General features: G+C 41.2%; 16 protein-coding genes (1 of these 16 running past the window's edge). 10 read left to right on the top strand and 6 right to left on the bottom strand.

Features of this window, described 5'->3' with window-relative positions:
• A protein-coding gene (locus CTY47_RS10000; protein ID WP_099464610.1) for a S41 family peptidase crosses the window boundary here: on the top strand, positions 1 to 2,021 show its 3' portion. 1,219 nt of this gene lie to the left of the window's left edge; only the last 2,021 of its 3,240 coding nucleotides appear in the window; its start codon lies beyond the left edge, outside the window; the stop codon is at positions 2,019 to 2,021.
• A 70-nt stretch (positions 2,022 to 2,091) separates the two neighbouring features.
• Here CTY47_RS10000 and CTY47_RS09995 read toward each other — a convergent pair whose 3' ends face one another.
• The 4 genes from CTY47_RS09995 to CTY47_RS17625 form a co-directional block, all read right to left on the bottom strand.
• The gene (locus CTY47_RS09995; RefSeq protein WP_099464609.1) at positions 2,092 to 2,718 is read right to left on the bottom strand and encodes a lysine exporter LysO family protein; all 627 of its coding nucleotides are present in this window, start codon (positions 2,716 to 2,718) and stop codon (positions 2,092 to 2,094) included.
• Positions 2,715 to 2,993 (bottom strand): LysO family transporter, encoded by a 279-nt coding sequence (locus tag CTY47_RS09990; RefSeq protein ID WP_099464608.1) that lies wholly within the window; start codon positions 2,991 to 2,993, stop codon positions 2,715 to 2,717. The genes CTY47_RS09995 and CTY47_RS09990 overlap by 4 nt, the downstream gene beginning before the upstream one ends.
• Before the next feature lie 5 nt (positions 2,994 to 2,998).
• Positions 2,999 to 3,400: a hypothetical protein gene (locus CTY47_RS09985; RefSeq protein ID WP_143813370.1), complete on the bottom strand. Its 402-nt coding sequence runs from the start codon at positions 3,398 to 3,400 to the stop codon at positions 2,999 to 3,001.
• A gap of 62 nt (positions 3,401 to 3,462) precedes the next feature.
• A complete protein-coding gene (locus tag CTY47_RS17625) occupies positions 3,463 to 3,582 on the bottom strand; it encodes a hypothetical protein (protein WP_233202144.1) in 120 nt (39 codons plus the stop codon).
• A gap of 132 nt (positions 3,583 to 3,714) precedes the next feature.
• On the opposite strand from CTY47_RS17625, the gene CTY47_RS09980 reads away from it, so the two are divergent.
• The 9 genes from CTY47_RS09980 (at position 3,715) to CTY47_RS09940 (ending at position 24,039) form a co-directional block, all read left to right on the top strand.
• Positions 3,715 to 5,973 carry a GH92 family glycosyl hydrolase gene (locus tag CTY47_RS09980; RefSeq protein ID WP_199163418.1) on the top strand — a complete coding sequence of 753 codons (2,259 nt, stop codon included), beginning with the start codon at positions 3,715 to 3,717 and terminating at the stop codon, positions 5,971 to 5,973.
• A gap of 542 nt (positions 5,974 to 6,515) precedes the next feature.
• The gene (locus CTY47_RS09975) at positions 6,516 to 9,650 is read left to right on the top strand and encodes a SusC/RagA family TonB-linked outer membrane protein (RefSeq protein WP_233202143.1); all 3,135 of its coding nucleotides are present in this window, start codon (positions 6,516 to 6,518) and stop codon (positions 9,648 to 9,650) included.
• A 30-nt stretch (positions 9,651 to 9,680) separates the two neighbouring features.
• Entirely contained in the window at positions 9,681 to 11,174 is a 1,494-nt protein-coding gene (locus tag CTY47_RS09970; protein WP_158228525.1) for a RagB/SusD family nutrient uptake outer membrane protein, read from the top strand.
• Positions 11,175 to 11,194: 20 nt separating this feature from the next.
• Entirely contained in the window at positions 11,195 to 13,156 is a 1,962-nt protein-coding gene (locus CTY47_RS09965) for an alpha/beta hydrolase family protein (RefSeq protein WP_099464603.1), read from the top strand.
• An 81-nt stretch (positions 13,157 to 13,237) separates the two neighbouring features.
• The gene (locus tag CTY47_RS09960; RefSeq protein WP_099464602.1) at positions 13,238 to 15,700 is read left to right on the top strand and encodes a zinc-dependent metalloprotease; all 2,463 of its coding nucleotides are present in this window, start codon (positions 13,238 to 13,240) and stop codon (positions 15,698 to 15,700) included.
• A 153-nt stretch (positions 15,701 to 15,853) separates the two neighbouring features.
• Positions 15,854 to 17,398 (top strand): rhodanese-like domain-containing protein, encoded by a 1,545-nt coding sequence (locus CTY47_RS09955; RefSeq protein ID WP_099464601.1) that lies wholly within the window; start codon positions 15,854 to 15,856, stop codon positions 17,396 to 17,398.
• A gap of 36 nt (positions 17,399 to 17,434) precedes the next feature.
• Positions 17,435 to 20,668 carry a S41 family peptidase gene (locus CTY47_RS09950; RefSeq protein ID WP_099464600.1) on the top strand — a complete coding sequence of 1,078 codons (3,234 nt, stop codon included), beginning with the start codon at positions 17,435 to 17,437 and terminating at the stop codon, positions 20,666 to 20,668.
• Between the two features lie 111 nt (positions 20,669 to 20,779).
• Complete coding sequence (locus CTY47_RS09945) at positions 20,780 to 23,299, top strand: glutaminase domain-containing protein (RefSeq protein ID WP_099464599.1); 2,520 nt, start codon at positions 20,780 to 20,782, stop codon at positions 23,297 to 23,299.
• A gap of 200 nt (positions 23,300 to 23,499) precedes the next feature.
• Positions 23,500 to 24,039, top strand: coding sequence for a 3'-5' exonuclease (locus tag CTY47_RS09940; protein WP_099464598.1), 540 nt, complete (start codon positions 23,500 to 23,502; stop codon positions 24,037 to 24,039).
• Here the strand turns inward: CTY47_RS09940 and CTY47_RS09935 are convergent.
• Together CTY47_RS09935 and nhaC are read right to left on the bottom strand one after the other, a co-directional pair.
• Positions 24,033 to 25,205 (bottom strand): dicarboxylate/amino acid:cation symporter, encoded by a 1,173-nt coding sequence (locus tag CTY47_RS09935; RefSeq protein ID WP_099464597.1) that lies wholly within the window; start codon positions 25,203 to 25,205, stop codon positions 24,033 to 24,035. The genes CTY47_RS09940 and CTY47_RS09935 overlap by 7 nt on opposite strands.
• Positions 25,174 to 26,646: a Na+/H+ antiporter NhaC gene (nhaC, locus tag CTY47_RS09930; protein ID WP_099464596.1), complete on the bottom strand. Its 1,473-nt coding sequence runs from the start codon at positions 26,644 to 26,646 to the stop codon at positions 25,174 to 25,176. Before nhaC ends, CTY47_RS09935 begins: the two co-directional genes overlap by 32 nt.
• Positions 26,647 to 26,718: the final 72 nt, after the last annotated feature.

Raw genomic sequence — 26,718 nt, 5'->3', positions numbered from 1 at the left:
TGACTAATGAGACATCGTTTCAACCTATGTACTCACCTGATGGAAAAGAAGTTTCTTTTCTTGAAAATCGTACAACGTTGCGTGTAATTAATTTGAATACTAAACAAGTGCGTACAGTATTGGATGGAAAGTTCAATTATTCGTATGCAGATGGTGACCAGCAATACCAATGGTCGCCAGACAGCCGTTGGTTCATTGTTAAATATATAAGTATAGGAGGATGGAACAATTCGGATATTGCATTAGTAAAAGCTGATGGTAGCGGAGAGGTTACAAATCTTACTGAGAGCGGTTATAATGATGCCAATGCCAAATGGGTACTTGATGGAAAAGCAATGATATGGCAAAGCGACCGTGCTGGTTATCGCAGTCATGGTAGTTGGGGTTCGGAAGATGACGTATATATTATGTTTTTTGATGGAGAAGCATATGATAAGTTCCGTCAATCAAAAGAAGAACTAGCCCTTTTGGAAGATGAAAAGACTGACAGTAAGGATAGTTCCAAAAATGCTAAAGATAAAAAAGAAGATAAGAAAAAAGGAGATGAAAAAGCAAAACCGGTAGAACCTTTGAAGTTTGACCTGGAAAATCGTAAAGACCGTGTTATTCGTCTGACTATAAATTCTTCAAACTTAGGGGATGCTGTGCTTACTCCAAAAGGTGACAAGCTATATTACTGTGCTGCTTTTGAGAAAGGTTATGATCTGTGGATGCGCGATTTCAAAGAGAATACGACTAAATTGCTGATTAAAGATGTTGGAGCCGGCAGTATGTTTACGGATAAGAAAGGCGAGAATCTGTTCCTCGTTTCTAAAGGCCAATTAAAAAAGGTAGATATTAAAGACAGTAAAGTGGAACCTATAGCTTTTAAAGCCGAGTTTGCTTATCGTCCGGCTAAGGAACGCGAATATATTTTCCATCATATCTGGCGTCAGGTTTCTGATAAATTCTATGATCCGAAGATACACGGAATTGACTGGAAAGGATACGAGATTGCTTATGAAAAGTTTTTGCCTCATGTTAATAACAATTTCGATTTTCAGGAAATGTTATCCGAGATGTTAGGTGAATTGAACGGTTCTCATACCGGAGCGCGTTATCGTCCTGCACCTATTGCTCCGTCTACAGCTAGCCTAGGAGCTTTCTTTGATAACAACTATTCCGGTGATGGTCTGAAAATAGAAGAAATAATTGCAAAAGGCCCTCTTACACTTGCCGATAGTAAAATCACTACCGGTTGTATTATTGAGAAAATAGATGGGGTTACAATTAAAGCCGGAGAAGATTATTATCCGCTTTTAAAAGGTAAAGAAGGAAAGAAGATTCTTCTGTCGGTATATAACCCTTCGACAAAAGTTCGTTTCGATGAACAAATTAAGCCTGTTTCTTATGGTAATTTGTCTGATCTGTTGTATAAACGTTGGGTTGAACAACGCCGGAAGATGGTTGACGAACTTTCAGGAGGCAAGATTGGCTATGTACATGTAAAGGGTATGAATAGCGAAAGCTTTCGTGAGGTATATTCGGAAGTGTTAGGCCGTTGCCGTAATAAAGAAGCTTTGATTGTAGATACACGTCATAATGGCGGAGGCTGGTTGCATGATGATTTGGCAACCTTGTTGAGCGGAAAAGAATATCAACGTTTTATGCCACGTGGCCAATATATAGGAAGTGATCCATACAACAAATGGCTGAAACCTTCTTGTGTTTTGGTTTGCGAAGATAACTATTCCAATGCACATGGATTCCCATGGGTATATAAACATCTGGGCATTGGCAAACTAATTGGTACACCAGTGCCGGGAACGATGACGGCTGTTTGGTGGGAACAACAGATAGACCCTTCTATTGTATTCGGTATTCCCCAGGTAGGAGTACAGGATTTACAAGGCAATTATATGGAAAACCATGAATTACAACCGGACATTGAAGTTTATAATACACCTGAATCGCAAATGAAAGGCGAAGATATGCAACTAAAAGCTGCCGTACAGGAAATGTTGAAAACAATAGGAAAGTAGTAAAATAGTAAAATAGGGAAGAGCCGCAGAATTATTCTGCGGCTCTTCCCTATTTTATATCTGTGTCTAGTTATAAGGAACAGAAAAACGAAACGAAAAAAGGGACAGTGAAGTCTACCAATATTCCGTGGAAAATAGATACAAATACCAGGTCTTTGCCGGAATAACGGGTGATAATGGGCAAAGTTGTATCCATTGTTGTTGCTCCTCCTGCACATATCGGTGCTAGTCGGCCAAAGTATTTTACAAACAGGGGAGCTCCTAGTAAGGCAAAGATTTCCCGTATGATATTTGCCATTAGAGCAATTGTTCCTAATTCGGTTGCCAGTTGAACTCCGAGGGTAGGTTCTTTCAATTGCGTGATTAAAATAGATGAAAGAGAGTAATAAGCAAAGCCGCTGCCTATGGCCAGGCAGTCGAATACGCTCCACTGCGTGAGTAATAAGCTGACAAGTGCCGAAAAAATTAAAGTCCCTATAATAGTAGCTAATGGAACAAGTAAAAGCTTAGGACGTATGCTGCATAGAATATCTTTTAGTTTCTTATCACACCCAATGCTGATCCCTACCTGGAACATCAGAAGATAAAGGACGTACATCGTAAGATTGCCACTGATAAGGCTATCGGGCACAAGCTTACCCCATCCTATCAGGCAGCCAAGAGCAAAAAAACCTACAACAATTAAACTGCCCTTCATGCATTGCTCCTTTCTTTAAAAAAGAAACGATAAACGAGCCAGGCTGCTAATACACTTCCCGTCGTTGTAGCTAATGCAATTAATAATGCTTGTCCTCCAAGCGTACTCAGGTTGCTGACGATTGCATCGTTAGCTCCCACAGATACTCCTAAAAGAAATAGTAAAAGTAAAATAGTGTAAGAGATAGGTTTTCCTATTTTTTGTAGAAATTCAATCTTCCGTAATAAAAAACCAACGGCAATTCCTCCGAACATAATTCCGATTACTGTAAACATCCTGCTTATTCCTTAATTTGAACCTTTGAAACTTTTTTGTTGAAACGAACAGGAATATTCATTCCCTGGGTATTGACAGTTCCTTCCAGTTGATCGTCTTTTGTCATTTTAAAGATGAGCTCGATATAAGCTCCATCCAGATAAAAATTACATTTATACGTTTCAGCATTGCTGTCTTTTATTATTTCATTGATAGCAAGTTCTGACCCCCGGACTTTTGCTATAGCCGTCAATTTTCCGCTTTTTTCTTTAAAATGACAATCGCCATCCTGATACCCGTTAGGTGCCTGTGGTGCAGAAAAAGACCAATTACCTATTAATTTCTTTGCGTCTCCTTGAGCTGAAATAGCCATACACATGAATATACATGTCAAAGTGCACATGATTCTTATTACATTCGTTTTCATAATTATTTATCCGAATTAAATTAGTGCACCAAAGATAATTAATTTCAGTGCAATATTTCGTGTCACCATAAGGCAATATGCCGGAAGATCATCCATGTCGACCTTTGGCTCCATACTTTTAGCATAGCGTCTTGTACGATCTGCTCTGTTTGTTCCTTGTTTCCCGTAATACGGAAAGCCATGCGGTACAGATTATTTTTTCGGAAGAAAATGGAGCAACAGGGTAGTATTGTCCTTTTTCACTATATTTGTAGAGTGATTAATGCTTAAATATTCAGAAGTTTAATAAAGATTCAATTAAATAATATCAAACAGTGAAAAGAACAACCTTATTATTTTCAACTGCTGTATTTGCTTTAATGCTAACCGGGTGTAAGCAGGCAACTACAACATATTCTCAAAACGATTATTTACAGTATGCCGATCCTTTTATCGGAACCGGATTTCATGGGCATACATTTCCCGGTGCAACACGTCCGAATGCACTGGTGCAACTCAGTCCGGATACTCATCTTTTAGGATGGGAAGCCAGTAGCGGTTATCATTATGACGATGATCGTATTTATGGATTCAGTCATACGCATCTCTCAGGTACGGGTATCGGAGATCTTGGCGATGTTGCTTTACTTCCTTATTCGGGAGAAGATTCTATTAAACTGGTAGCCACTTTTAAGAAAGATACCGAAAAAGCAACTCCGGGCTATTACGCAGTTCGGCTGGATAATTTTGGAATCAATGTGGAGCTCACAACTACGGATCGGGTGGGTTTTCATAAATATACGTATGATAATCCGAAAGAACGTAGGGTAATGTTAGACCTGGGGCATATACTTCAACCTAACTGGGGGCATAAAGTGATTGGTAACCAATATCTGTTTGTCAATGATTCTACAGTGGAGGGTACTGTGAAAACACAAGGATGGGCGCATTTTCATTCTGTTTCCTATCGCATTACATTCTCCGAACCGATAGAAACCGTTTATCAGTATATGGATGGGAAATTACGTAGCGATTCACTCTTTATATCTGTAAATACGGATAAAGACTTGAAGTTTCATTATAAGTTTCCCGAGAATAATCAACCGCTGTATGTAAAGGTGGGTATCTCTACCGTAGATACAAAAGGGGCAGCAAAGAATATGAGTGCCGAATTACCCGGATGGGATTTTGAGAAGACGCGTGAAGAATCTGCCCGGATATGGAATAAAGCTCTTAATCTGATTCAAATTGAAAGTGCAGATCCCAAAGTATTGGTTAATTTCTATACGGCACTTTATCATACAATGATATCTCCTTATGTGTATCAAGATGTAGATGGACGTTATTTGGGTATGGATAAACAAATACATACAGCAAAACCGGGTTATGTTAATTACTCAGTTTTTTCTTTATGGGATACTTTCCGTGCATTGCATCCATTGATGACTATAATAAAACCGGAATTAGCATCCAATTGGGGAAATGTTTTGATTCAGGGATACAAAGAAGGCGGTATTTTGCCTAAATGGCCATTGGCTTCAAGTTATACAGGATGTATGGTTGGCTATCCGGCTATGTCCGTGCTTGCCGATCTTATATCGAAAGACCTTGCTGAAGGGGATATGAGCTTATGGTCGGAAGCAGCAACACGTTCTTCTGTTTATCGTCCGGATCTGGCTGAAAAGTTTAAAGGCACCCGGGAGCTTGACCTGATCACTATGCATCCGTATTATAAAGAGAAATATGGATTTGTTCCTGCCGATTCTGTTCCGGAATCTGTTTCCTGGGCATTAGAAATGGCTTATTACGATTGGTGTGTTTCGCAAATTGCCAGGAAGGCCGGCAATATGGAAATTGCCAATGAATATGCCAAGAAAGCTGAGTATTATAAAAAGTATTTGGATCCGGAAACAAAGCTAATGCGTGGAGTAATGGGTGACGGTTCATTCCGTACACCGTTTAACCCTCGTTATTCTTCTCACATGAAAAGCGATTATACGGAAGGTAACGCATTCCAATGGAGTTTCTTTGCTCCACATGATATGGATAACTTTATTAACGCTATCGGTGGTAAGAAAGAACTTGAAATGCGTTTGGATACTTTGTTCACGACTTCATCTGAAATAGAAGGAGAAGAAGCTTCGGCTGATATTACAGGCCTGATCGGACAATATGCGCATGGAAATGAGCCGAGCCATCATATGGCTTATTTATATAACTGGACCGATTCTCCATGGAAGGGACAGGAATATTTAGATTATATTATGCGGGAATTCTATACAAATGAACCTGGAGGTATTATCGGAAATGAAGATTGCGGACAAATGTCGGCCTGGTATATTATGAGCGCTCTTGGCTTTTATCAGGTATGTCCTGGTATTCCTGAATATACTTTGGGACGTCCAATGGTGGATCATGCAATAATTCATGTGAAAGGTGGCGAGTTTGAGATAGTAGTAAAGGATAATAATCCGGCTAACAAATATGTAAAGGAGGTAAAGCTGAATGGTAAAGTTCTTGATAGTCCTTTCATCTCGCATAAAGATATTGTAAAAGGCGGTAAATTAGAATTTACAATGAGTGCTACACATTAGTTAGATAATATCTATTATAACGCAAGAGAGGCGGCAGGCTGGTAATAATGTTTACCAGCCTGCCGCCTCTCTTGTGTTATTGGAAAATGGTTTGATATATAAATCTTATACTAATGGATATGGTTATAAATTCGTGGTAAGACATTGTAGGGTAACTTTTGTCGGAAAGAATAGAATATCGTATGGATAAATGTGAAAATTAACAATATTTGTTTTTGTGTTTTGAGAAATATTTTGGTATTTGTAGTGAAACAAGGTACGACTTAGTTCTAATCGAACTAAGTCGCACTTTGTCTTTTTCTGGTCTTTTTGTTAAAAAAAGAAGCTTTTATGCTTGTGAAATTTATAAATCAAAGATTTTTATCAAATAAAAGTATTAAAATGTTTCTTGATTGCATCTTTTTTTATTCCTTTGCAGTGGGAAAATGAGTGAAAACCATATAATGTTATTTAAGTTCGATTAGAACTTATTTTTTAGAGAATGGTTAAAGCTATTAAAAATTGAGTATTGCGAATACTACTAACAGTTAATAGATATGATTATGAAAAGTAAGCTAACGTGGTTAATGCTGTTTTTATGCTTGGGAATAAGCATATCAATAGCACAGACAAGTTCTGTAAAAGGCGTTGTTATTTCTGGTGATGATGGGATGCCTATTATTGGCGCATCTGTTTTGGTAAAAGGAACATCACAAGGTACAATTACTGATTTTGATGGTAAATTTGAATTGTCGGTACCTTCTGATTCCAAAATATTGGTTATATCTTATGTAGGTATGGAAACACAGGAAGTTCCTGCACAACCTAATATGAGAGTTGTTTTGAAAAGTAGTTCCGAAGCATTGGATGAAGTAGTGGTGGTTGCTTATGGCACAGCTAAAAAGTCCGTGTTTACAGGTTCTGCTGCTAGTGTGGATAATAGTAAAATTCAAACTCCCAGCGCTTCATTTGATAAATCGTTGCAAGGACAGGTTGCAGGTTTGCAGGTTATGTCTTCATCAGGACAACCGGGATCTACATCTTCTTTCCGTATTCGCGGATCCGGTTCTTTGAATGCTTCAAACGAGCCTTTGTATGTTGTTGATGGTGTGCCCATCTCTGCAAATACAAAGTATAGTAAGTTGGCGGATGACAACGACAATACATCCAGTATTCTTGCAACTCTGAATCCTCAGGATATTGAAACTATAACAGTTTTAAAGGATGCGGCAGCTGCTTCACTGTATGGATCACGTGCAGCTAATGGTGTTGTTTTAATTACTACCAAAAATGGTAAATCGGGTAAGGCAACAGTGTCTTTCAATGCCCAATTCGGTTTTTCCTCTGTTCCGAAGGCTTATGATATGATGAGTTCGTCTCAATTCTATGATACAAAGTTCCGTTCATATTACGAACAAAAACTGGCTGCCGGAGCTACTCCTGCAGAAGCTGCAGCTGCAGCAAATACATTAACACAGGGCGCAATTACTTTTAACCCATATAATATGGATCAACCTTATGATGCTAATGGTAATTTAGTTAATGGAGCACGCATTATTGTTGATACAGATTGGCAGGACGAGATATTTAAAACTGCATTTACCCAGGACTATAATATTAATGTAACAGGCGGTAACGAAAAGACCAGCTATTTCTTTTCAACAGGTTACCATGATCAGGATGGTGTAACTCCGTCTGCAATGTACAAACGTTATTCAGGAAAAGGTAATGTAACTACAGAAGTAACACCTTGGTTAAAAGCTGGTATGAACGTAACTTTTTCTCATGCTATCCAGAATATGGAAGTAGGTGGTGGAGCCGGAGCTAGTCCATTGTACAATGCTTTATTGTTCCCCAATGGCGTTCCTGTTTATTTGACAGACAGCAATGGCAATCCGATTCTTGATTCAAACGGTAACAAACAGTTTAATTTTAAGAACCCTACTTCTTTGGATTTTAACCCTATTGCTATTCCGAAGATGGATATCAATCAAAGTAAGAATTATCGCTTTCTTGCATCTGCTTTTCTGGATTTCCAATTGTATAAAGGCTTAAATTTCAAGACTGTATTTTCTCCGGATTATATCCACTATTCGGAATTAAAATATTGGAATAAAGATCACGGTAACGGACCTGCTTATGGTGGACGTTCAGACCGTTATAATACAACGGATTTGATGTATACGTCTACTAATACGTTGAATTATAACACTCGTATTGCAGATAAACATAACTTGAGTGCTATGCTTGGTTTTGAGTATTGGCAGAGTGAATATGAAAGAACAGAAGCTGGTGCTACTTCATTCCCGCTGAACGGAATGCACGAACTTGGTTCAGGTGCATCTGCATTGGCTCCACAATCTAAGACAACGAAAGAGGCTTTGATCTCTTATTTGGGTCGTGTGGAATATACATATAATGATCGTTATAATTTCTCAGTAAGTTTACGTAGTGACGGTTCTTCCGTATTCGGGAAAGATAATAAATGGGGTACTTTTTGGAGCGCAGGTGCTTCCTGGCGTATGGAACAGGAAAACTTTATGAAGAACCTGACTTGGATAGATCAGTTGAAACTTCGCTTGAGCTACGGTACTTCCGGTAATAATCAGGGACTTGATCGTTACCAGTCATTAGGCCTCTGGGACACTGGTGCTGACTATATTTATGGTACAGCTTCCGGTACAGGTCATACACAGCTTGCTAATCCATATTTGCGTTGGGAAAAACAGGCAATGTTTAATATCGGCGTAGACTACCGCTTCCTGAATCGTTTTTATGGATCTTTGGAATATTTCCATAAAAACTCAAAAGACTTATTGTACAACTATCCGCTTGCCGCTTCTAATGGTTTTGAATCTATTATGATGAATATGGCCAAAGTTGCCAACTATGGTGTTGAGTTTACTTTTGGCGCCTATATTCTTCGTGATACTCCTGTAAAATGGAATGTAGACTTTAACTTATCTGCAATTCGTGACGAAATTAAGGATATAGTAGGTGACGACCAGATAATTTCTTCTACGAAAAAGATTTGGTCAAAGGGGAGTAGTCAATATGAATTCTATATGCCTACATGGGCGGGCGTAGATCCTAAGAATGGCGATCCTTTATGGATTAAGGTCGATGCTAACGGAAATCGTACGACTACAAATGTTTACAGCCAGGCAACTTATGAAAAACAAGGACGTGCTACTCCAGACCTCTATGGTGGTTTAAGTACAAGTCTTTCTTATAAAGGTTTTGACCTGTCTATCCTGTTTGCTTATAGCTGGGGTGGTTTGGTATATGACGGTTTGTATTCTCAGGTTATGCATGATGGTAACCAGGCTGGTGCACAGATGCATAAGGACGAATTGAATGCATGGACTCCTACGAATACAAATACAAATGTTCCGAAGTATTCAAATAATAATACAAATACTTCTAACGGTGTATCTACCCGTTATTTGTATGATGCAACGAATATTAAATTGAAGAATATTACATTGACATACAATTTGCCTTCACGTCTGGGTGCTTTCTCCAACGTGGTGAAGGGTGCTAAAGTATTTGTAAGTGCAGATAACCTGTTTACATGGTTTAAAGATGACTGGAAAGGATATGACGATATTGACATCTTTGGTGTTGGTGGTTATAATGACTTGACTACGATCCCTGTGCCTCGTACATTTACAATGGGATTCAACCTGAACTTCTAATCAAATGAACTTTTATAAATAGAGATGAATATGAAAACAAAATATTTATTGCTAAGTCTAGCATTACCGTTCTTTTTTTCCTGTTCAAGCGATGTGCTCGACCAGATTCCTTCTACTTCCGTATCCGACGATCAGATTTATACGGATGTGGCAGCAGCTAAAACAGCCTTGATGGGAGCTTACTCTCATTTAGGGGAATATCGTTATCATACGTTGGCAATGATGACTTCGGATCTTATGGGTGAAGACCTTACAATGACCAGTGGTGCATATGGTTTTCCTACTTATAACTGGTTGATTTTCTCTTATCAGTATGCACAAACTCCTGTTGACGATCCATGGTGGACTGGCTATTGTGCATATATATGGAGATATGCTTATAAATCAATTGACCAGGCAAATACAATCATTGCAAGCAAAGAGACTATGTTGCCTGAGGGTGGTGAAAAAGAAGACATGATTGCGCAAGCATATGGATTAAGAGGGTATAACTTTTTGTTGCTTACCCAGTTGTTTGCCCGTGCATATACCGATCAACCGGATTCTAAAGGTATCTTATTGCGCCTGAAACCGGGTTCCAGCGACGAAAGTGAAAATGTTGGACGCTCTTCTGTACGTGAAGCTTATGATCAGATTGTATCCGATTTGACTTACTTGTATGAACATAGTACAGGCTCTGATGCCCAGTTTATGAATAAGAAAGGAGCAGCTATGTTGCTTGCCCGCACTTATTTGAATATGGCAGATTATAAAAATGCAGAAAAGTATGCAACATTGGCTACCGGAAGCTATGATGGTTCCAATTTGATGTCTCAGGCAGATTATAAGGCTGGATTTAAGGATCATAACAAAGAATGGTTATGGTTCTTCAACTTCACACCTAATACTTGTAACCTGTATGCCTCTATCCCGTCTTTCTATTGGTATTGTTCTTACTTTGAAGGATATGAATATGGTGCTAAGATTGCTCCGGAAGATGTTGAGAAGAAAGCTTCAGCTGATATGTTGAAAGGATATAGTACAGTTCGTGCAGCTGCTTCTTTCCGGAATATGTTTGATGATACGGATTGCCGTAAATTGTTCCCAGGTTATGTATATGAGGATGACGGTTATTTTGTAAGCAAGTTTGGACATCGTACACGTATTGGTGATGCCGAATATCCTTTCTGCCGTATTGCAGAAGGCTATCTGATTAAGGCAGAAGCAGAACTTCAGATGGGAAATGCTTCTGTAGCTAAAGATGTTTTGAATACATTGCAGGTTGCCCGCGGTGCAAAAACTACCGATGCTACAGTTGATAATATCTGGTATGAAAGACGTAAGGAATTATACGGAGAAGGTTTTGCATTGAATGATATGAAACGTTTGCAGAAACCGTTGAAACGTGTAGGTCTTGATCAATGGGCTGGTGTAAAGGAACTTCCGGCTAATAGCTCTCGTTTCATGTTGCCTATACCAAACACTGAATTGTTCTATAATAAACAACTTACTGATGCAGATCAGAATGAATATTGGAGAAATTAACCATAGATCTCTTGCTTTTTATGAATAAACTATTTGCAACATTAATGCTGGTGGTGGCCGTGATGGCCACCACAGCACAGCAATCATCATCCAACTTGACATTGAAGTTTCAAGATCGTGATGTGAATATTGCTCCTTTCTTTGAAGACTTTCCGTATTCACAGTTTTCATTGAGTGAGGATGGAACAAAATTGTTCTTCTTCAAGACTTCGAATGCAAACAAGCTGCAATGGCTTGATCTTGCGAAAGGACAGGATTTGTCTAAAGCAACAGATGTTGTAGATCTGGACTTTTCTAAGCGAAATTGCTGGGGGCCCCAGTATAATGATAAGGATGGCTGTGTGTATTGGATTGGTGATGAGAATAACGAGGAGATTATTAATATCTATCGTAGTAACCTTCTTTCACCGAATCCTGAAAAGCTGACGGATGTTCCTTATATTTATGCATGGGACTTCAATCCGCAGAAAACAAAAATTGCTTATGTAGCCCGTCTGGCTCAGAACGAAAAGCGTTTGGATGAACTTCGCATTCTGGATTTGAAGACTGGAAAGGATGAATTGGTTTGCCAGGATAAGCCGGATTTCCGTTATACATGGGGAGATGTAAGTTGGCAACCTGAAGGCAAAGGACTTATGATTCTTGCTTTGAAAGATGCAGATCGTCAGTACGCTAACGTGATTTATGTTGACACTGATACAAAACAGATGACAGTGTTGACAGACCCTACCAAAATGGCTAGTTATGCCGGAACATCGGTAATGCAGGAGTGGATTTCGCCGGATGAATGTTTTTATTTTTCTGATCAGGACGGATATAAAAATCTTTATCGTTTTGACCGTAAAAATATGAGTTCGTCAAAGGTTACTAATTTTACAACGGATATTGAAGATGCGCGTTTTGTAACTATAAAGAATGAGAAGTATTTGTTTGTTTTGCAAAGTAATCCGATCGAATCTTCATTGATGCTGATGGATATTAAGACCGGCAAAATGCTTTATAAACAATCCTCCGATTTGTCTTTGTCTATTGGTGCTGTAAAAGGTAATGAAGTAAGTATGCTGGCTAATTCGGCATCGGTGGTCTTCCAGATTGTAAAAGCCGAGGTAGGTAAAAAGAATATGAAACTTGTTGTTTCTTTTGATTTGCCGGAAGATTTGAAAGCTAAATTAGTACATTCTGACGTAGAGCGTTTGTCAATCCCTACATTTGACGTTGATGCTGCTACAGGTAAACAACGTATGTTGCATGCTTATTTGTATAAACCGAAGAATCCGCTGCCTGCAGGCAAGGAAATAATAATGATTGAATCTTTCTATGGCGGAGAGAATCGTTATAATACGGAATATCAGGTTTATAATGCAGCAGGTATTACTGTTTTAAGTCCTTCTCCACGGGGAAGTGCAGGTTTTGGCCGTGATTTTGCTGCTATGAACGATAAAGATCTGGGAGGAAATGAAATTATTGATATCATTTATTGTGCAAAATATATTTCTGATAAACTGAATGTTCCTGCCGAGCGTGTAGGCGTATTTGGAATGAGCCATGGAGGTTATGCAACAATGCGTCTGGTTACATTCCCCGGTGAAGTAAACGGAAATAAAGCACACTTTAAATTTGGTTTCGGTATCGAAACTGCCGGATTCTGTGATATTATTTATCAACATACACACTCTAATATTCCGGACTGGACCTTTCTTGAAGCAGGAGATCCGGTTGCCGATAAAGCAAAGTTGATTGATCGCTCGTCTCTTTATCATGCAGAGAAATTGACCGGCCCTCTACTTCTGTTGCATGGTAACCACGATAATCGTGTGGATATAGAAGGTTCACGTCTGATGGATCGTAAACTGATCCAGCTGGGATTGCCTCACCGTTATGTCGAATTTGAAGGTTTAGGACACGGAATAAAGGGAGTAGACAATAATCGTAAGTTCTATTACGAATGTTTCCGTTTTCTTGATGAAATAGAGAATAAATAATCGGTCTATTTTAAAAATATGCGAAGGCTGGCTGGTTCATCGGCCAGCCTTTTTATTACATTTACTGCAAATTAAATAGCCATGAATAAAATACTATTGCTATCCGGTTTGTTGGCTTTTTCCGTAGCTTTACCGGTACAGTCGAAAGACAAAAAAGACAAAGGCGTAAAGCCTGTAGAACAGACAAGTAAAAACGGTATTAAGCCGTATAGTTCAGTGATTACGGCGGATGCAAAAACGATGCAAGGCCTTTTTACTACTCATAAGGTAGGGGCGGATTGGTATTTTGAAATACCTGACAGCATTTTATCCCATGTAATATTGGCTGTTACGCGTTATACAACTACTCCGGTAGATGGAGGTCTGTATGGCGGTGAGATGGCAAATGAACAAACAGTTTATTGGGAAAAAGCACCGAATAATAAATTGTTACTTCGTTCTTTGGTATTAGATGCTACCGCCGAAGAAAACAGCGATATTAGTAAAGCTGTGGCTGTCAGTTCTGAAAATCCGATTATCGGTATTTTTTCAATTGAAGCCCTGAATAATGGAAGTTCCGTTATCAAGGTAACCGATTTCTTTGCTGGAGACAATCAGGCTGTATCATTACCTGCCCGTACGAAAAAAGAATATAACCTGGGTTCCATACAAGGCGATAAGTCATACATACAGAATATAAAATCATATCCTATCAATACGGAAGTGCGGATGGTAAAGACCTTTGCTTCTTCTGCTCCTGCCGATGGGAAAACAGGTCGCAGGGAAGTCGTCTATCCGGCAGCTAAGATGACAGGAGCAGTTACTATGCAATTGAATACTTCTTTTGTACTTCTTCCTGAAAAACCAATGCAGAAGCGTCTGTTTGATCTTCGTGTCGGGTATTTCACAGACAACTATTCTTATTTTGCAGATGATCAACAGGCAGTAAAAGAAAAGAAGTTTATTTGCCGTTGGCGTTTGGAACCGAAACCGGAAGATGTGGAAAAGATGAAACGGGGCGAATTGGTGGAGCCTCAGAAACCTATTGTCTTTTATATTGATCCGGCTACACCGAAACAATGGCGTAAGTATTTGATCGATGGTGTAAATGACTGGCAAAAAGCTTTCGAAGAAGCGGGATTTAAGAATGCTATCTTTGGCAAAGAATGGCCGGAAAATGATACTACAATGAGTATGGAAGACGCCCGTTTTTCAGTAATCCGTTATTTGGCATCACCTATACCGAATGCATATGGTCCTCAGGTGCATGATCCGCGTAGTGGAGAAATTATAGAAAGCCATATCGGCTGGTATCATAATGTCATGAAGCTGGTACACGACTGGTATATGATACAGGCCGGATGTAGTGACAAGCGTGCTAATAAAATGCAGTTTGATGAAGAATTAATGGGTGATCTGATTCGTTTTGTTTCTTCACATGAAGTAGGCCATACATTAGGTTTACGCCATAATATGGGAGCAAGCAGTCTTACGCCGGTAGAGAAACTGCGTGACAAAGCTTGGGTGGAAGCAAATGGACATACGGCATCTATTATGGACTATGCCCGTTTTAATTACGTGGCTCAACCAGAGGATAATATAGGGCCAGCAGGATTATATCCACGTATTAATATTTATGATAAATGGGCTATTAAGTGGGGATATATGCCTGTCTTTGAAGCTAAGGATGATGAAGAGGAACGTTTGATATTGAATAAACTGACTGTTAAAACACTTGCCGATAATCCGCGCTTGTGGTTTGGTAGTGAAGAAATTCGTATTGATCCGCGTAGCCAACGTGAGGATTTGGGCGATAATTCTATGAAAGCGAGCGAATATGGAATTAAAAACCTGCAACGTATAGTAAAAGCTCTTCCCGAATGGACATACGAAGAAGGAGACCTGAATACAAATCTTCATCGGATGCATAAGGAACTGATCAGCCAATATAAACGTTATCTGGGGCATGTGGCAACAAATATCGGAGGTGTTAACCGTAACTATAAGAGTGTAGAAGAAGCAGGAAAAGTATATCAGCCGGTAGCTAAAGAGACACAGAAAGAGGCGTTGGCATTCTTTGACAAACAATTCTTTACGAAACCGGGTTGGATTATTGACGAACCGTATATGCTACGTATCTATCAATCTCCCGAACAGGAATTGAACAGTTTGATTGACTATGTATTTAACCCTTCTGCCTGCCCATTATTGGATCCGGCAACATTTATTCGTATGGCCGACTTTAATAACTGCTTTCCGGATAGTTATACCCCTGACGAATATATTACGGATTTGCGTACGGTTCTTTTTAAAGAACTGAATAACCGTCAGCCGATCAACGCTTATCGCCGCTATATACAGAATACGTTTGTAAACGGTTTAATGGCAAATATGAACAATAAGGAATATGTAAATACCGATGTTCCGATGTTGATGCGTGATTGTCTGGAAAAGGTTTCCATTCAGATCGGTAAGTCAAGCGGAATGGCTAATGATCCGGCTACCAGCCGTCATCTTAAAAATCTGAAGACACGTATTGACCAAGCTTTGAATCCGAACAAATAATTTTCTTAATAGTATATTTTAAATCATCGGGATGATTTTTTAATTTCATCCCGATGATTTTTTTTAAAGATCGGGACGATTTAAAATATTCCTGCGACTGCTTATATCACGAACTCCAAATGCTTATCTTTGTCGTTATTAAATTTTACTGTAATGAAGCAGCTTATTACGTGCGGAATATTATTGATGCTTATTTCTTGCACTCCTAAACCGGAAACAATAGAATTATCATTGTCAAAAAGTATTGATATTTCAGATTTCCACCATATGTCCGGAGCCATGAGCCAGAAAGACGGCAGACCGGTCAGTGCCATATATCCGGAATTGAAAAATTTACCGGCAGATTGGAAAGGAATTAAATGTTATTACAACATCCCGGATTTTCCTCAGGCACTATATCAGTCTTTCCGCGAAGGGAAAATCTCAGAAGAAGATTGTATGTATTATTTTAAAGCATGGGGAATGGATACTGCCGCTTATAGTGTAAATCCTGTCCGTGCTTTTATACCTATGATTACGGGGGTGGCTGCTAATGGTGATACATGTTTTATGATTGATTCAAATGGAGATTGTGATTTTGTAAATGAGAAACCGCAATTCCTGAATGATCCGAAAGCCGTTACCGAGGTCACTTTTGATCGTTATTGTAATGGGATAGTGGTAACTGATACAACTTATGTAATTCCGCTGCCAACTTCACAAATGATGTTCCTTAAATTTGTTGATGTGGCAAAAGCAGACTTTAAGGTAAAAAATAAGGAATATACCTGTTCTGTTTATTCCAATTGTGGTGATTACAGTAATCTTTCTGCAGAAATCTGTTTTTCTGATTCCCTGACTACATTGAAGTGCAAGGTGAAACAGTTTGTAAAATTAGCAGATACTTATTATACTATAGATAGCGTAGGTGTTGATGGTAAATTTATCAAGCTTGTGGAATACCCGGACGCAGAAAATCAAGCAGCTTTGCAGAAAGATTTCAGACCCTATGCTTTTACGGCTACTACGATAGAAGGAAAGAAGATTAACTTTCCTGACGATTTTAAGGGTAAATATGTTTTGCTGGATTTTTGGTCTGCCAGTTGTTCCCCTTGTCGTGAAGAGATAAAAGATTGGTTGCCTCTTATTTACCATAATTATAAAGAAAAAGGATTGGAAATTGTCGGAATTGCCGATAACACGAGTGAAGAGATTGAAGATTTTATGAAAACTTATCCGATTAATTGGCCTCAGGTAGCTGATCGTGATTGCGGACAGGCTATACAACAATTATATAAGGTAAATTATTGGCCTTCTGTTTATTTAATAGGAAAGGACGGGAAAATAATTGCTATTGATGGAGATGCACGCGCAGAGAATTTATATGACCGTTTAGCCGAGATTTTCCCTGAGGTTCCAACCTTCCAGACTTATGACCCTGAAACATTTAATGAACTATTACAGAAGGATTCTTCTATTCAACTTGTCGATGTGCGCCATCTGGAAGAATATGCTGCAGGTCATATTGGTGAAGCTGTCAATATAGATGTATGGGTAGACGGATTTCATCAGAAAGCAGATTCTTTACTTGATAAATCCAGGCCTGTTGCAGTTTATTGTAAAACAGGTATTCGTAGTAAACAGGCTGCTTATCAGCTGATAAATAAAGGATATACTCTTTATAATTTGAAAGGGGGATATGAAGGATGGAATAAATAATTCTTTATCTTTGTTTTTATACTAAATGATTCGATTATGGATAAAAAAATTCTTCTCACCCTTTGCTTTTTAGCTGGGCTTCCTTCTTTAATTATGGCTGCTGATGAAGCGCGGCTTTTGCGTTTCCCGGCTACAAACGGCAATGAAATTGTTTTTTCGTATGCCGGCGACTTATACAAAGTGCCTGCAACGGGTGGTGAAGCACAACGCCTGACTTCGCATGTGGGGTACGAAATGTTTCCCCGTTTTTCACCGGATGGCAAAACAATTGCTTTTACCGGACAATATGATGGAAATACGGAAGTTTACACGATGTCTGCCAGTGGCGGTGAACCGCTTCGTGTGACATATACCGCCACGAATCAACGTGATGACTTAGGGGATCGTATGGGCCCGAACAATATTGTAATGGGCTGGACGCCGGACGGACAGCAAATAGTGTACCGTAACCGTATAAGTGATGGTTTTGCAGGTAAACTTTATACGGTTGATAAAGATGGAGGTTTGTCTGAAGTAATTCCATTGCCGGAAGGCGGTTTTTGCAGTTACTCTCCTGATGGCAAACAGTTGGCATATAACCGGGTGATGCGTGAATTCCGTACCTGGAAATATTATAAGGGAGGTATGGCGGATGATATCTGGGTTTACGATCCTCAGCAAAAAACGGTAGTGAATATTACCGATAATCCGGCGCAGGATATATTTCCGATGTGGATAGGCGATGTCATTTTCTTCTTGTCCGACCGCGATCGTACGATGAATATTTTTGCTTATAATACGAAAACAAAGAAAATATCTAAAGTGACGGATTTTACGGATTATGATGTGAAGTTCCCCAGTGCGTTCGGAAATACCATCGTTTTTGAAAATGGAGGTTACATTTATAAGATGGATGCCGACAGCCGCCGTCCTGAAAAAATAAATATTTCTCTTTCTTCTGATAATATTTATGCCCGTCAGAGCATTAAGAATGGAGCGAATTTTATAACAGCAGCCAGTCTTTCTCCTGATGGAGAGCGTGTAGTTGTTACCGCACGTGGAGAAGTATTCAACCTTCCTGCGAATAAGGGAGTGACGAAGAATATAACCCGTACGCCGGGAGCCCATGACCGTGATGCACAATGGTCGCCCGACGGTAGATATATAGTTTATATTTCTGATGTAACGGGTGAGACCGAACTTTATTTGCAAAATGCCGAAGGTGGCGATCCGGTACAACTTACAAGGAATAATGATACATATATCCGTTCATTCGAATGGAGTCCCGATTCAAAAAAAATTGTTTATTCCGACCGTAAAAATCGCCTGAACCTGTTGGATGTGGCTACTAAACAAGTTGAGACTTTATTGCAGGATCCGATGAGTGAAATAGATGAATATACTTTTTCACCGGATAACAATTGGCTGACTTATACTCGTATGGCGGATAATGAATTTGATATCGTTTACGTTTACGATTTGGCCAACAAAAAGGAATATGCCGTAACTGATAAATGGTATTCATCTTCTTCTCCTGTGTTCAGTACGGATGGGAAATATCTGGTATTTGCATCCGAACGTGATTTTAATCCGACTTACGGTTCAAAAGAATGGAACCATGTATATAATAATACCGAGGGGATTTATCTGGCTTTACTTTCAAAAGACCTGTCTTCTCCTTTTATGGAGAAAGATGCGAAAGTAACGGTTAACGGCAATAATGATTCTTCAGTGAAGGGAGATAAAACAGGCGCAAAGAAAGAATCGGCTTCTGCGGCTGTCAAGATAGATATTGAGGGTATTGGAGACCGTATTGTACGAATACCGACGGATGGTTCTTATTATGGTAATTTTTATTCTGACGGAAAGAAAGTTTATTATTATACCAAAGGAGGAACAAAAGTCTTCGATCTTGAGAACCAAAAAGAAGAAGTGGTGGCAGATGGTGCTGTTATGTCTGTAACGCCGGGCAGCAAGAAGGCTCTTCTCTTTAAAAATAATAGTCTTTATGTGACGGATATTCCTTCGGGAAAAGCGGATTTAAGTAAAGCTGTAGATCTTTCCAATATGAAGGTTAATGTGGATTATCCGAAAGAATGGGCACAGATATTTGATGAGGCATGGCGGGCATATCGTGATGGCTTCTATCTTGCAAATATGCACGGGGTGGATTGGAAAGCTATAAAAGATAAATATGCAGTGTTAGTACCTTATGCCAAGACACGTCTGGATCTGAACTATATTATCGGAGAGATGATAGGCGAGCTAAATTGTGGTCACTCTTATGTGAACCCGGGTGATACCGATCGTCCGGAACGCGTTCCGATGGGATTGCTGGGAGCTGAGGTGTCGCGTGACAAGAGTGGCTTTTTCCGCCTTGAGAAGATATTGCCGGGAGCTTCCTGGAGCAGTAAATTACGTTCTCCGCTAACCGAACCGGGTATTGAAGCGAAAGCAGGCGAATTTATTGTAGCGATTGATGGTGTGCCCACTAATACGGTAAAAGATATGTATTCTTTATTAATAGGTAAGGCAAATGTGCCGACAGAGTTGTCGCTCAATACAAAACCACAATTAGATGGTGCGCGCAAAATTGTGATCAGTCCGTTGGAAGAAGAATATTCGCTTTATCATTATGATTGGGTACAGAATAATATCAAAAAAGTAGATCAGGCTTCGAATGGAAAAATCGGTTATATATACATTCCTGATATGGGGCCGGAAGGTCTGAATGAGTTTGCCCGTTATTTCTATCCTCAATTAGATAAAGAAGGATTGATTATCGATGACCGTGCTAATGGGGGCGGTAATGTCTCTCCGATGATTTTGGAGCGTTTGTCGCGCGAACCGTATCGTTTAACGATGCGTCGTGGATCAACACATATCGGAACTGTTCCGGATGCAGTACAGGTAGGTCCGAAAGTTTGTCTTATAAATAAATATTCGGCTTCGGATGGAGACTTGTTCCCGTGGGGTTTCCGGGCTCTTGGATTAGGAAAGCTGATAGGCACGCGCACATGGGGAGGTATTGTTGGTATTAGCAGGTCATTGCCTTATATGGACGGAACTGATATCCGTGTGCCGTTCTTTACTAGCTATGATCCTAAAACGGGTCAGTGGATTATCGAAAACCATGGTGTCGATCCTGATATCCTGATCGATAATGATCCTGTAAAGGAATGGAACGGTGAAGATCAGCAACTTGATCGGGCTATTGAGGAAATAATGTTGCAGTTGCAAAACCGTAAACCGTTGGCTCCTGTTCCGGCACCAAGAGATTTTAGTAAATAAGTTGCTATTTCATAGTTTTACCGGATGTAGGCTATATTGCAAATGCTAGCCGCATCCGGTAATTTATATTATCTTTGCGCGTTCTCAAATCTAACTTAATACGTGTTTTTAATGAAAAGTAAAATCTATTCTTTAGCCGTTAGCGCTATTCTACTCAGTGCGTGTACTGCGCCTGAAGTAACCGAAACTTATACGCCGGCCGCGGAGAATGCTCTCCGCGCTCCGGCTGTACCTTTGGTTACAATTGATCCATACACAAGCGTATGGTCTTTCTCCGACAACCTGAATGAGGAGAATACCCGCCACTGGACAGGTAAAAATTTCCCTCTTTTAGGAGGCATTCGTGTAGATGGTAAATCTTATCGTTTTATGGGAATGGAAGATTTCCCGGTAAGCCCTGTTATACCGACTGCTGCCGGTGGTGTATGGGAAGGTCTTTATACTGAAAAGCAGCCCGCAGGTGATTGGATGGCTGTGGCTTATGAGGCCAAAGGCTGGAAAACAGGTAAAGCCGGATTCGGTTCCGAAGGGAATCCTGACCTGTCTACCCCCTGGACTACAGACGACATTTGGGTACGCCGCACATTTGATCTTCCCGGAGATGTAAGCGGAGAATCATTATATCTGCAATACTCTCACGACGACAATATTGAGGTCTATGTAAATGGTACTTTGGTTGCCGTTACCGGCAATGGCCTGGACTATAATCTGCTGAAAGAGATCCCGGCCGAAGTAGTGAAGGCCCTGAAGCCTACCGGCAATGTGATTGCTGCCCATTGCCATAACAACGGTGGTGGTTCGTATGTGGATCTGGGTATTGTGAAAAAAGAGAAACGTGACAATACGTTTGATGAACGTGCAAAACAGACTTCTGTTTGTGTAATGCCTACCCAGACATTCTATACTTTTGAATGCGGAGGTGTGCAGCTGGATGTTATCTTCACAGCTCCATTCTTAATGGATGACCTGGACTTGATGACTTCTCCATTTAACTACATTACGTATCAGGTTCGTTCTTTGGATGGACAGGAACATGATGTTCAGGTATATCTGGAAGCTACCCCGCAATTGGCAACGAACAGCCTGGATCAGCCCGTTTCTTTCGAGAGGATAGAAAAGGATGGCATGACTTTCCTGAAGACCGGAACCGAAGAACAGCCTCTTCTTGGCAAATCGGGCGACGATGTGCGTATCGACTGGGGGTATCTCTATCTGGCAGCCGAACAGTCTCCGCGTGTAACCATGTCTATTGATGAGTATTATGCCTCTAAAGGTGCATTCATGGCAAACGGCAAACTTTCAGGCAGGACAGAGGATGTATCTCCCGATATGCAAAAACAAATGACTGTGCTTGCGTATGCCGATAACTTGGGCAAAGTCTCATCCAATACAGCCAGTGGGCATGTCATGATAGGTTATGACGATATATACTCTATCCAATACTTCGGAGATAACCGCATGGCCTACTGGAAACATGACGGACAGGTGGACATTTTCAAAGCCTTTGCTGATGGTGCTAAGAACTATGCAGACGTAATGAAGCGCTGCAACGAATTCGACGGAAAGATGATGCAGGATGCCGCTGCTGCCGGCGGACAGAAATACGCCGAGCTTTGTGCCCTTGCATACCGCCAGGTCATTGCCGCTCATAAACTGGTGCAGGACGAAGAGGGTAATCTTTTGTTTTTCTCTAAAGAAAACTTCAGTAACGGTTCGATCGGTACGGTGGATATTACCTATCCGTCCGCCCCTATGTTCCTGCTTTATAACCCGGAACTGTTAAAGGGCATGATGAATCCTATCCTTTATTACAGCGAAAGCGGAAAATGGACGAAGCCGTTCGCTGCCCATGATGTGGGTACCTATCCCTTGGCTAACGGCCAGACCTATGGTGGAGACATGCCGGTGGAAGAAAGCGGCAATATGCTTATCCTTATGGCAGCTATCGCCCAGATGGAAGGAAATGCCGATTATGCGGCCAAACATTGGGATGTGCTGACTGTATGGACCGACTATCTGCTGAAAGAGGGGCTCGATCCTGCTAATCAGCTTTGTACCGACGACTTTGCCGGGCACTTTGCTCACAACACCAATCTTTCGATCAAGGCGATCATGGGTATTGCCAGTTACGGAAAATTGGCTGCCATGCAGGGTAAAGACGATGTAGCTGCCCGCTATACCGAAGCTGCCCGTGAAATGGCTGCGAAATGGGTTGCAATGGCTGCCGATGGCGACCACTACCGCCTTACTTTCGACAAGCCCGGAACCTGGAGCCAGAAATATAATATGATATGGGATCGCTTGCTGGGCTTCAATATCTTCCCGGCCGAAGTGGCTGCTACCGAGATGGCTTACTATAAGACTCACCAGAACAAGTATGGCTTGCCGCTGGATAACCGGGCAGATTATACCAAGTCCGACTGGATTATGTGGAGTGCTTGCTTGACCGATACGCCGGCCGACTTTACCGCTCTTGTGGAACCGATATGGTTGTATGCTAACGAAACAACTTCACGCGTTCCGCTGAGCGACTGGCACTTTACGAGCAACGGCTCCCAGCGCGGCTTCCAGGCGCGCTCCGTAGTGGGAGGCTACTTCATGCGCCTGCTACACGACAAAGCCAAGCGGTAACGCATCGCCCCTCGTTGCGTTCGCTATCCCTGCTCACCCCTAGGTAGGGAGCATCTTTCTCCCTACCTAGGGGGATAACTTCTCCCTACTTAGGGTGATACTTTCTCCCTACCTAGGGAGATTAGCGAATATCGTACGGAGTGAGGCAAGCGAAAGGAGACTGTGAATTATTTCATACCTTTGCATCAAACTAAAATGAGATGGAACGTTTTGCTGCTATAGACTTTGAAACTGCCAACGGCAAGAGAAGCAGTGTGTGCAGTGTAGGTATTGCCTTTGTAGAAGGCGATACGGTTGTAGATAGTATTTATACCTTGATACGTCCTGTCCCTAATTATTATTCCCCTTGGACAACAGCTATTCATGGCATTACTGCTGAGGATACGAATGATGCTCCTGACTTTGAAGAAGTATGGGCCAGGATTGCTCCTAGGATTCAGGATATACCTTTAGTGGCGCATAACAGTCCTTTCGATGAAGGTTGCCTGAAAGCTGTTCATCAGGTTTATGGTCTGGCTTATCCGCACTATGACTTTTACTGCACGTGCCGTTTATCGCGGAAACTATATCCATACCTTTGCAATCATCAACTGCAAACCGTAGCCGCCCATTGCGGATATGATCTTACCTATCACCATCATGCTATGGCCGATGCTTATGCATGTGCCCATATAGCCAATACAATGATGCGTGAGCGCGGGGTGGAATCTTTGCAAGAGCTGGTACGGATTATCTATTGAGCTTGTTTACCTGCAATTTTATCTATGATGACGGCTATGGAACCGTCGCCCGTAACGTTGCATGCCGTACCAAAGCTATCCATTGCTATATATAGCGCTATCATTAGTGCCTGCAATGTCTCATTAAATCCTAACATGCTTTGAAGTAATCCCAGTGCAGCCATGATGGCTCCGCCGGGAACTCCCGGCGCTGCTACCATTGTGATACCTAACATCATGATGAAGCCGCCGAACTGGGCAAAAGTAACAGGCTCTCCTGCCATAATCATGATAGCCATGGCACATGCCGTTATCTTCATTGTACTGCCGGCCAGATGGATCGTGGCACATAAAGGAACTACAAAGATGGCGATGTTTTCGCGTACCCCGTTTTTAACAACCTGGGCTAATGTAACAGGGATTGTTGCCGCCGAAGACTGTGTACCCAAAGCTGTAGCATATGCAAGCAGCATATTCTTTAATAAACGTAGCGGGTTTTTACGGCTGACGCTGCCGGCTATTGTAAATTGGATCAGCAGTAAAAGCACATGCAGTACGAAGATTACGACAATTACTTTCAGGAACATTGCAATTACGCTCATTACCTGTCCGCTTACCGTCATATTCAGGAAAATGCCGAAGATATGCAAAGGCAGCAAAGGGATAATGACAGCCTCTATCAGCATCGTGATAACTTCTTTGAAGTCAACGAACGTATCCCGTAGGGTGGTTCCTTTTATGTTGGAGATTCCAAGCCCTACGGTGAACGAAAGCAATAAGGCTGTCATTACGTCCATTAACGGAGGCATGGCTACTGCGAAATAAGGTTTGAGCATGAAGCTCTCAGGGTTTTCCATAGCGGTCAGTTCCGTATTGGCAGGCAGGATGTGGGGGAAGATTGCCGAACCGCTGAAATAGGTGAAGAAACCGGAAAAGATGGTTGATCCGTAAGCTATCAATGCTGTTATTGCCAGAAGTTTGCCGGCTCCTTTGCCCAGTTCTCCGATAGCCGGTGTTACCAGCCCCACAATAATGAGCGGAATGGAGAAGGAAAGGAAGTTCCCGAACAGAGAATTAAAGGTGACAAAGATTCGTGCTATACCCGACGGCAGGAATTGTCCGAACAATACGCCGGCGGCTATGGCAATAATGACTTTAGTCAGCAGTGTGATTTTTATCTTCTTCATGGTTGCGTACTTGTTTTATTTTGAAGCCTATGGCGGCAACGGTTATACTCATCAACGGACTGATCAGGTTGAAAAAACAGTAAGGCAGGTAGGTAAGCGTGGCCACTCCCAGAATGGTAGCTTGCGTCATGCCGCATGTGTTCCAGGGAATCAGTACGGAAGTGACCGTTACCGAGTCTTCTGTCGTGCGGCTAAGCAGACGGCTTTCATAGCCTTTTCGTTTGTATATATCTTTAAACATATTACCTGTCAGGATAATGGATATGTATTGGTCTGCCGTACATATATTCAGAAATAAACCGGACATCACGGTAGAAGCTACCATGCCCACCCTGCGTTTCATAAAGCGCAGGAATACGGAAGTTATACTTTCCAGCATTCCGCTGGCTGTCATGGCACCGCCGAAACACATGGCACAGATAATAAGCCAGATCGTGTTCATCATACCTGCCATTCCCCGGGTAGCTACCAGGTTGTTCAGTGCCTCGTTGTGTGTCTCTATCTGGGTGCTTCCGTAAAATGTCATGAATAAACCTTTGAAAGAAGCTTGTACTCCTTCTGCCGGAAGCCCTGAAATCTCTTGTAGCAGATGGGGCTGAAAAAAAAGAGCGAATACACCAGCCAATGCCGATGATACGAATAAAGTAATTAACGACGGTACTTTGCGGGCAATCAGAATACCGGTTATTACAGGTACAATGAGCAGCCAGAGTGAAATGTTGAAGGTGCTTTTTAGTGATTCCGAGAAGGCGGCTATTTGTTCGTTGCCTGCGTTATCCTGTGTAAATCCCGCAATTGTAAAGATGGTTAAGGTAATCAGCATGGAGGGTACCGTTGTGAACATCATATAACGAATGTGCGTGAATAACGGGGTGTGCGTTACGGATGAAGCCAGAACTGTCGTGTCGGAAAGGGGGGAGATCTTGTCACCGAAATAAGCTCCCGATATGATAGCCCCGGCAATCCATCCGGTAGAAAAACCTTGTGCTTCCCCAATGCCCATCAGTGCAATACCAATGGTTGCGATAGTTGTCCACGAACTGCCTGTCATAACCGATACGATAGAACAGATAATGCAACAAGATGCCAGAAAGAAACTGGGATGCAGTATCTGCATTCCGTAATAAATCAGTGTGGGTACAACCCCGCTTATCATCCAGCTGCCCGATAAAGCCCCTATCAATAGCAGGATAATGAGTGCAACCGACACACCTAATATGTTATTGCAGATAGCTTGTTCGATGTCTTTCCATTTCGTTTTGCAGACTACGATAGCCAGGAGGGAACATATCGCCGTTGTTGTGAGTAATACAATCTGGCTGCCGCCATTTAATGCATCACTTCCGAATGTACGGATTGTAAAGAAAAGGAGGACAATCAGTACAATGATCGGGACGATGGATAGCAAGGGTGCCGGTAGTCTTTGCGGACGATTTTCCATTTATTTCTGTCTTATACGCTGTTATGATATAGGTTGCAAATATAGCGAAAAGATGTCTCTCTTAAAAAATAT

This window comes from Parabacteroides provencensis, from assembly GCF_900232875.1.
GTDB classification, from domain to species: domain Bacteria; phylum Bacteroidota; class Bacteroidia; order Bacteroidales; family Tannerellaceae; genus Parabacteroides; species Parabacteroides chinchillae.
This window is presented reverse-complemented; position numbering and strand designations above follow the sequence as displayed.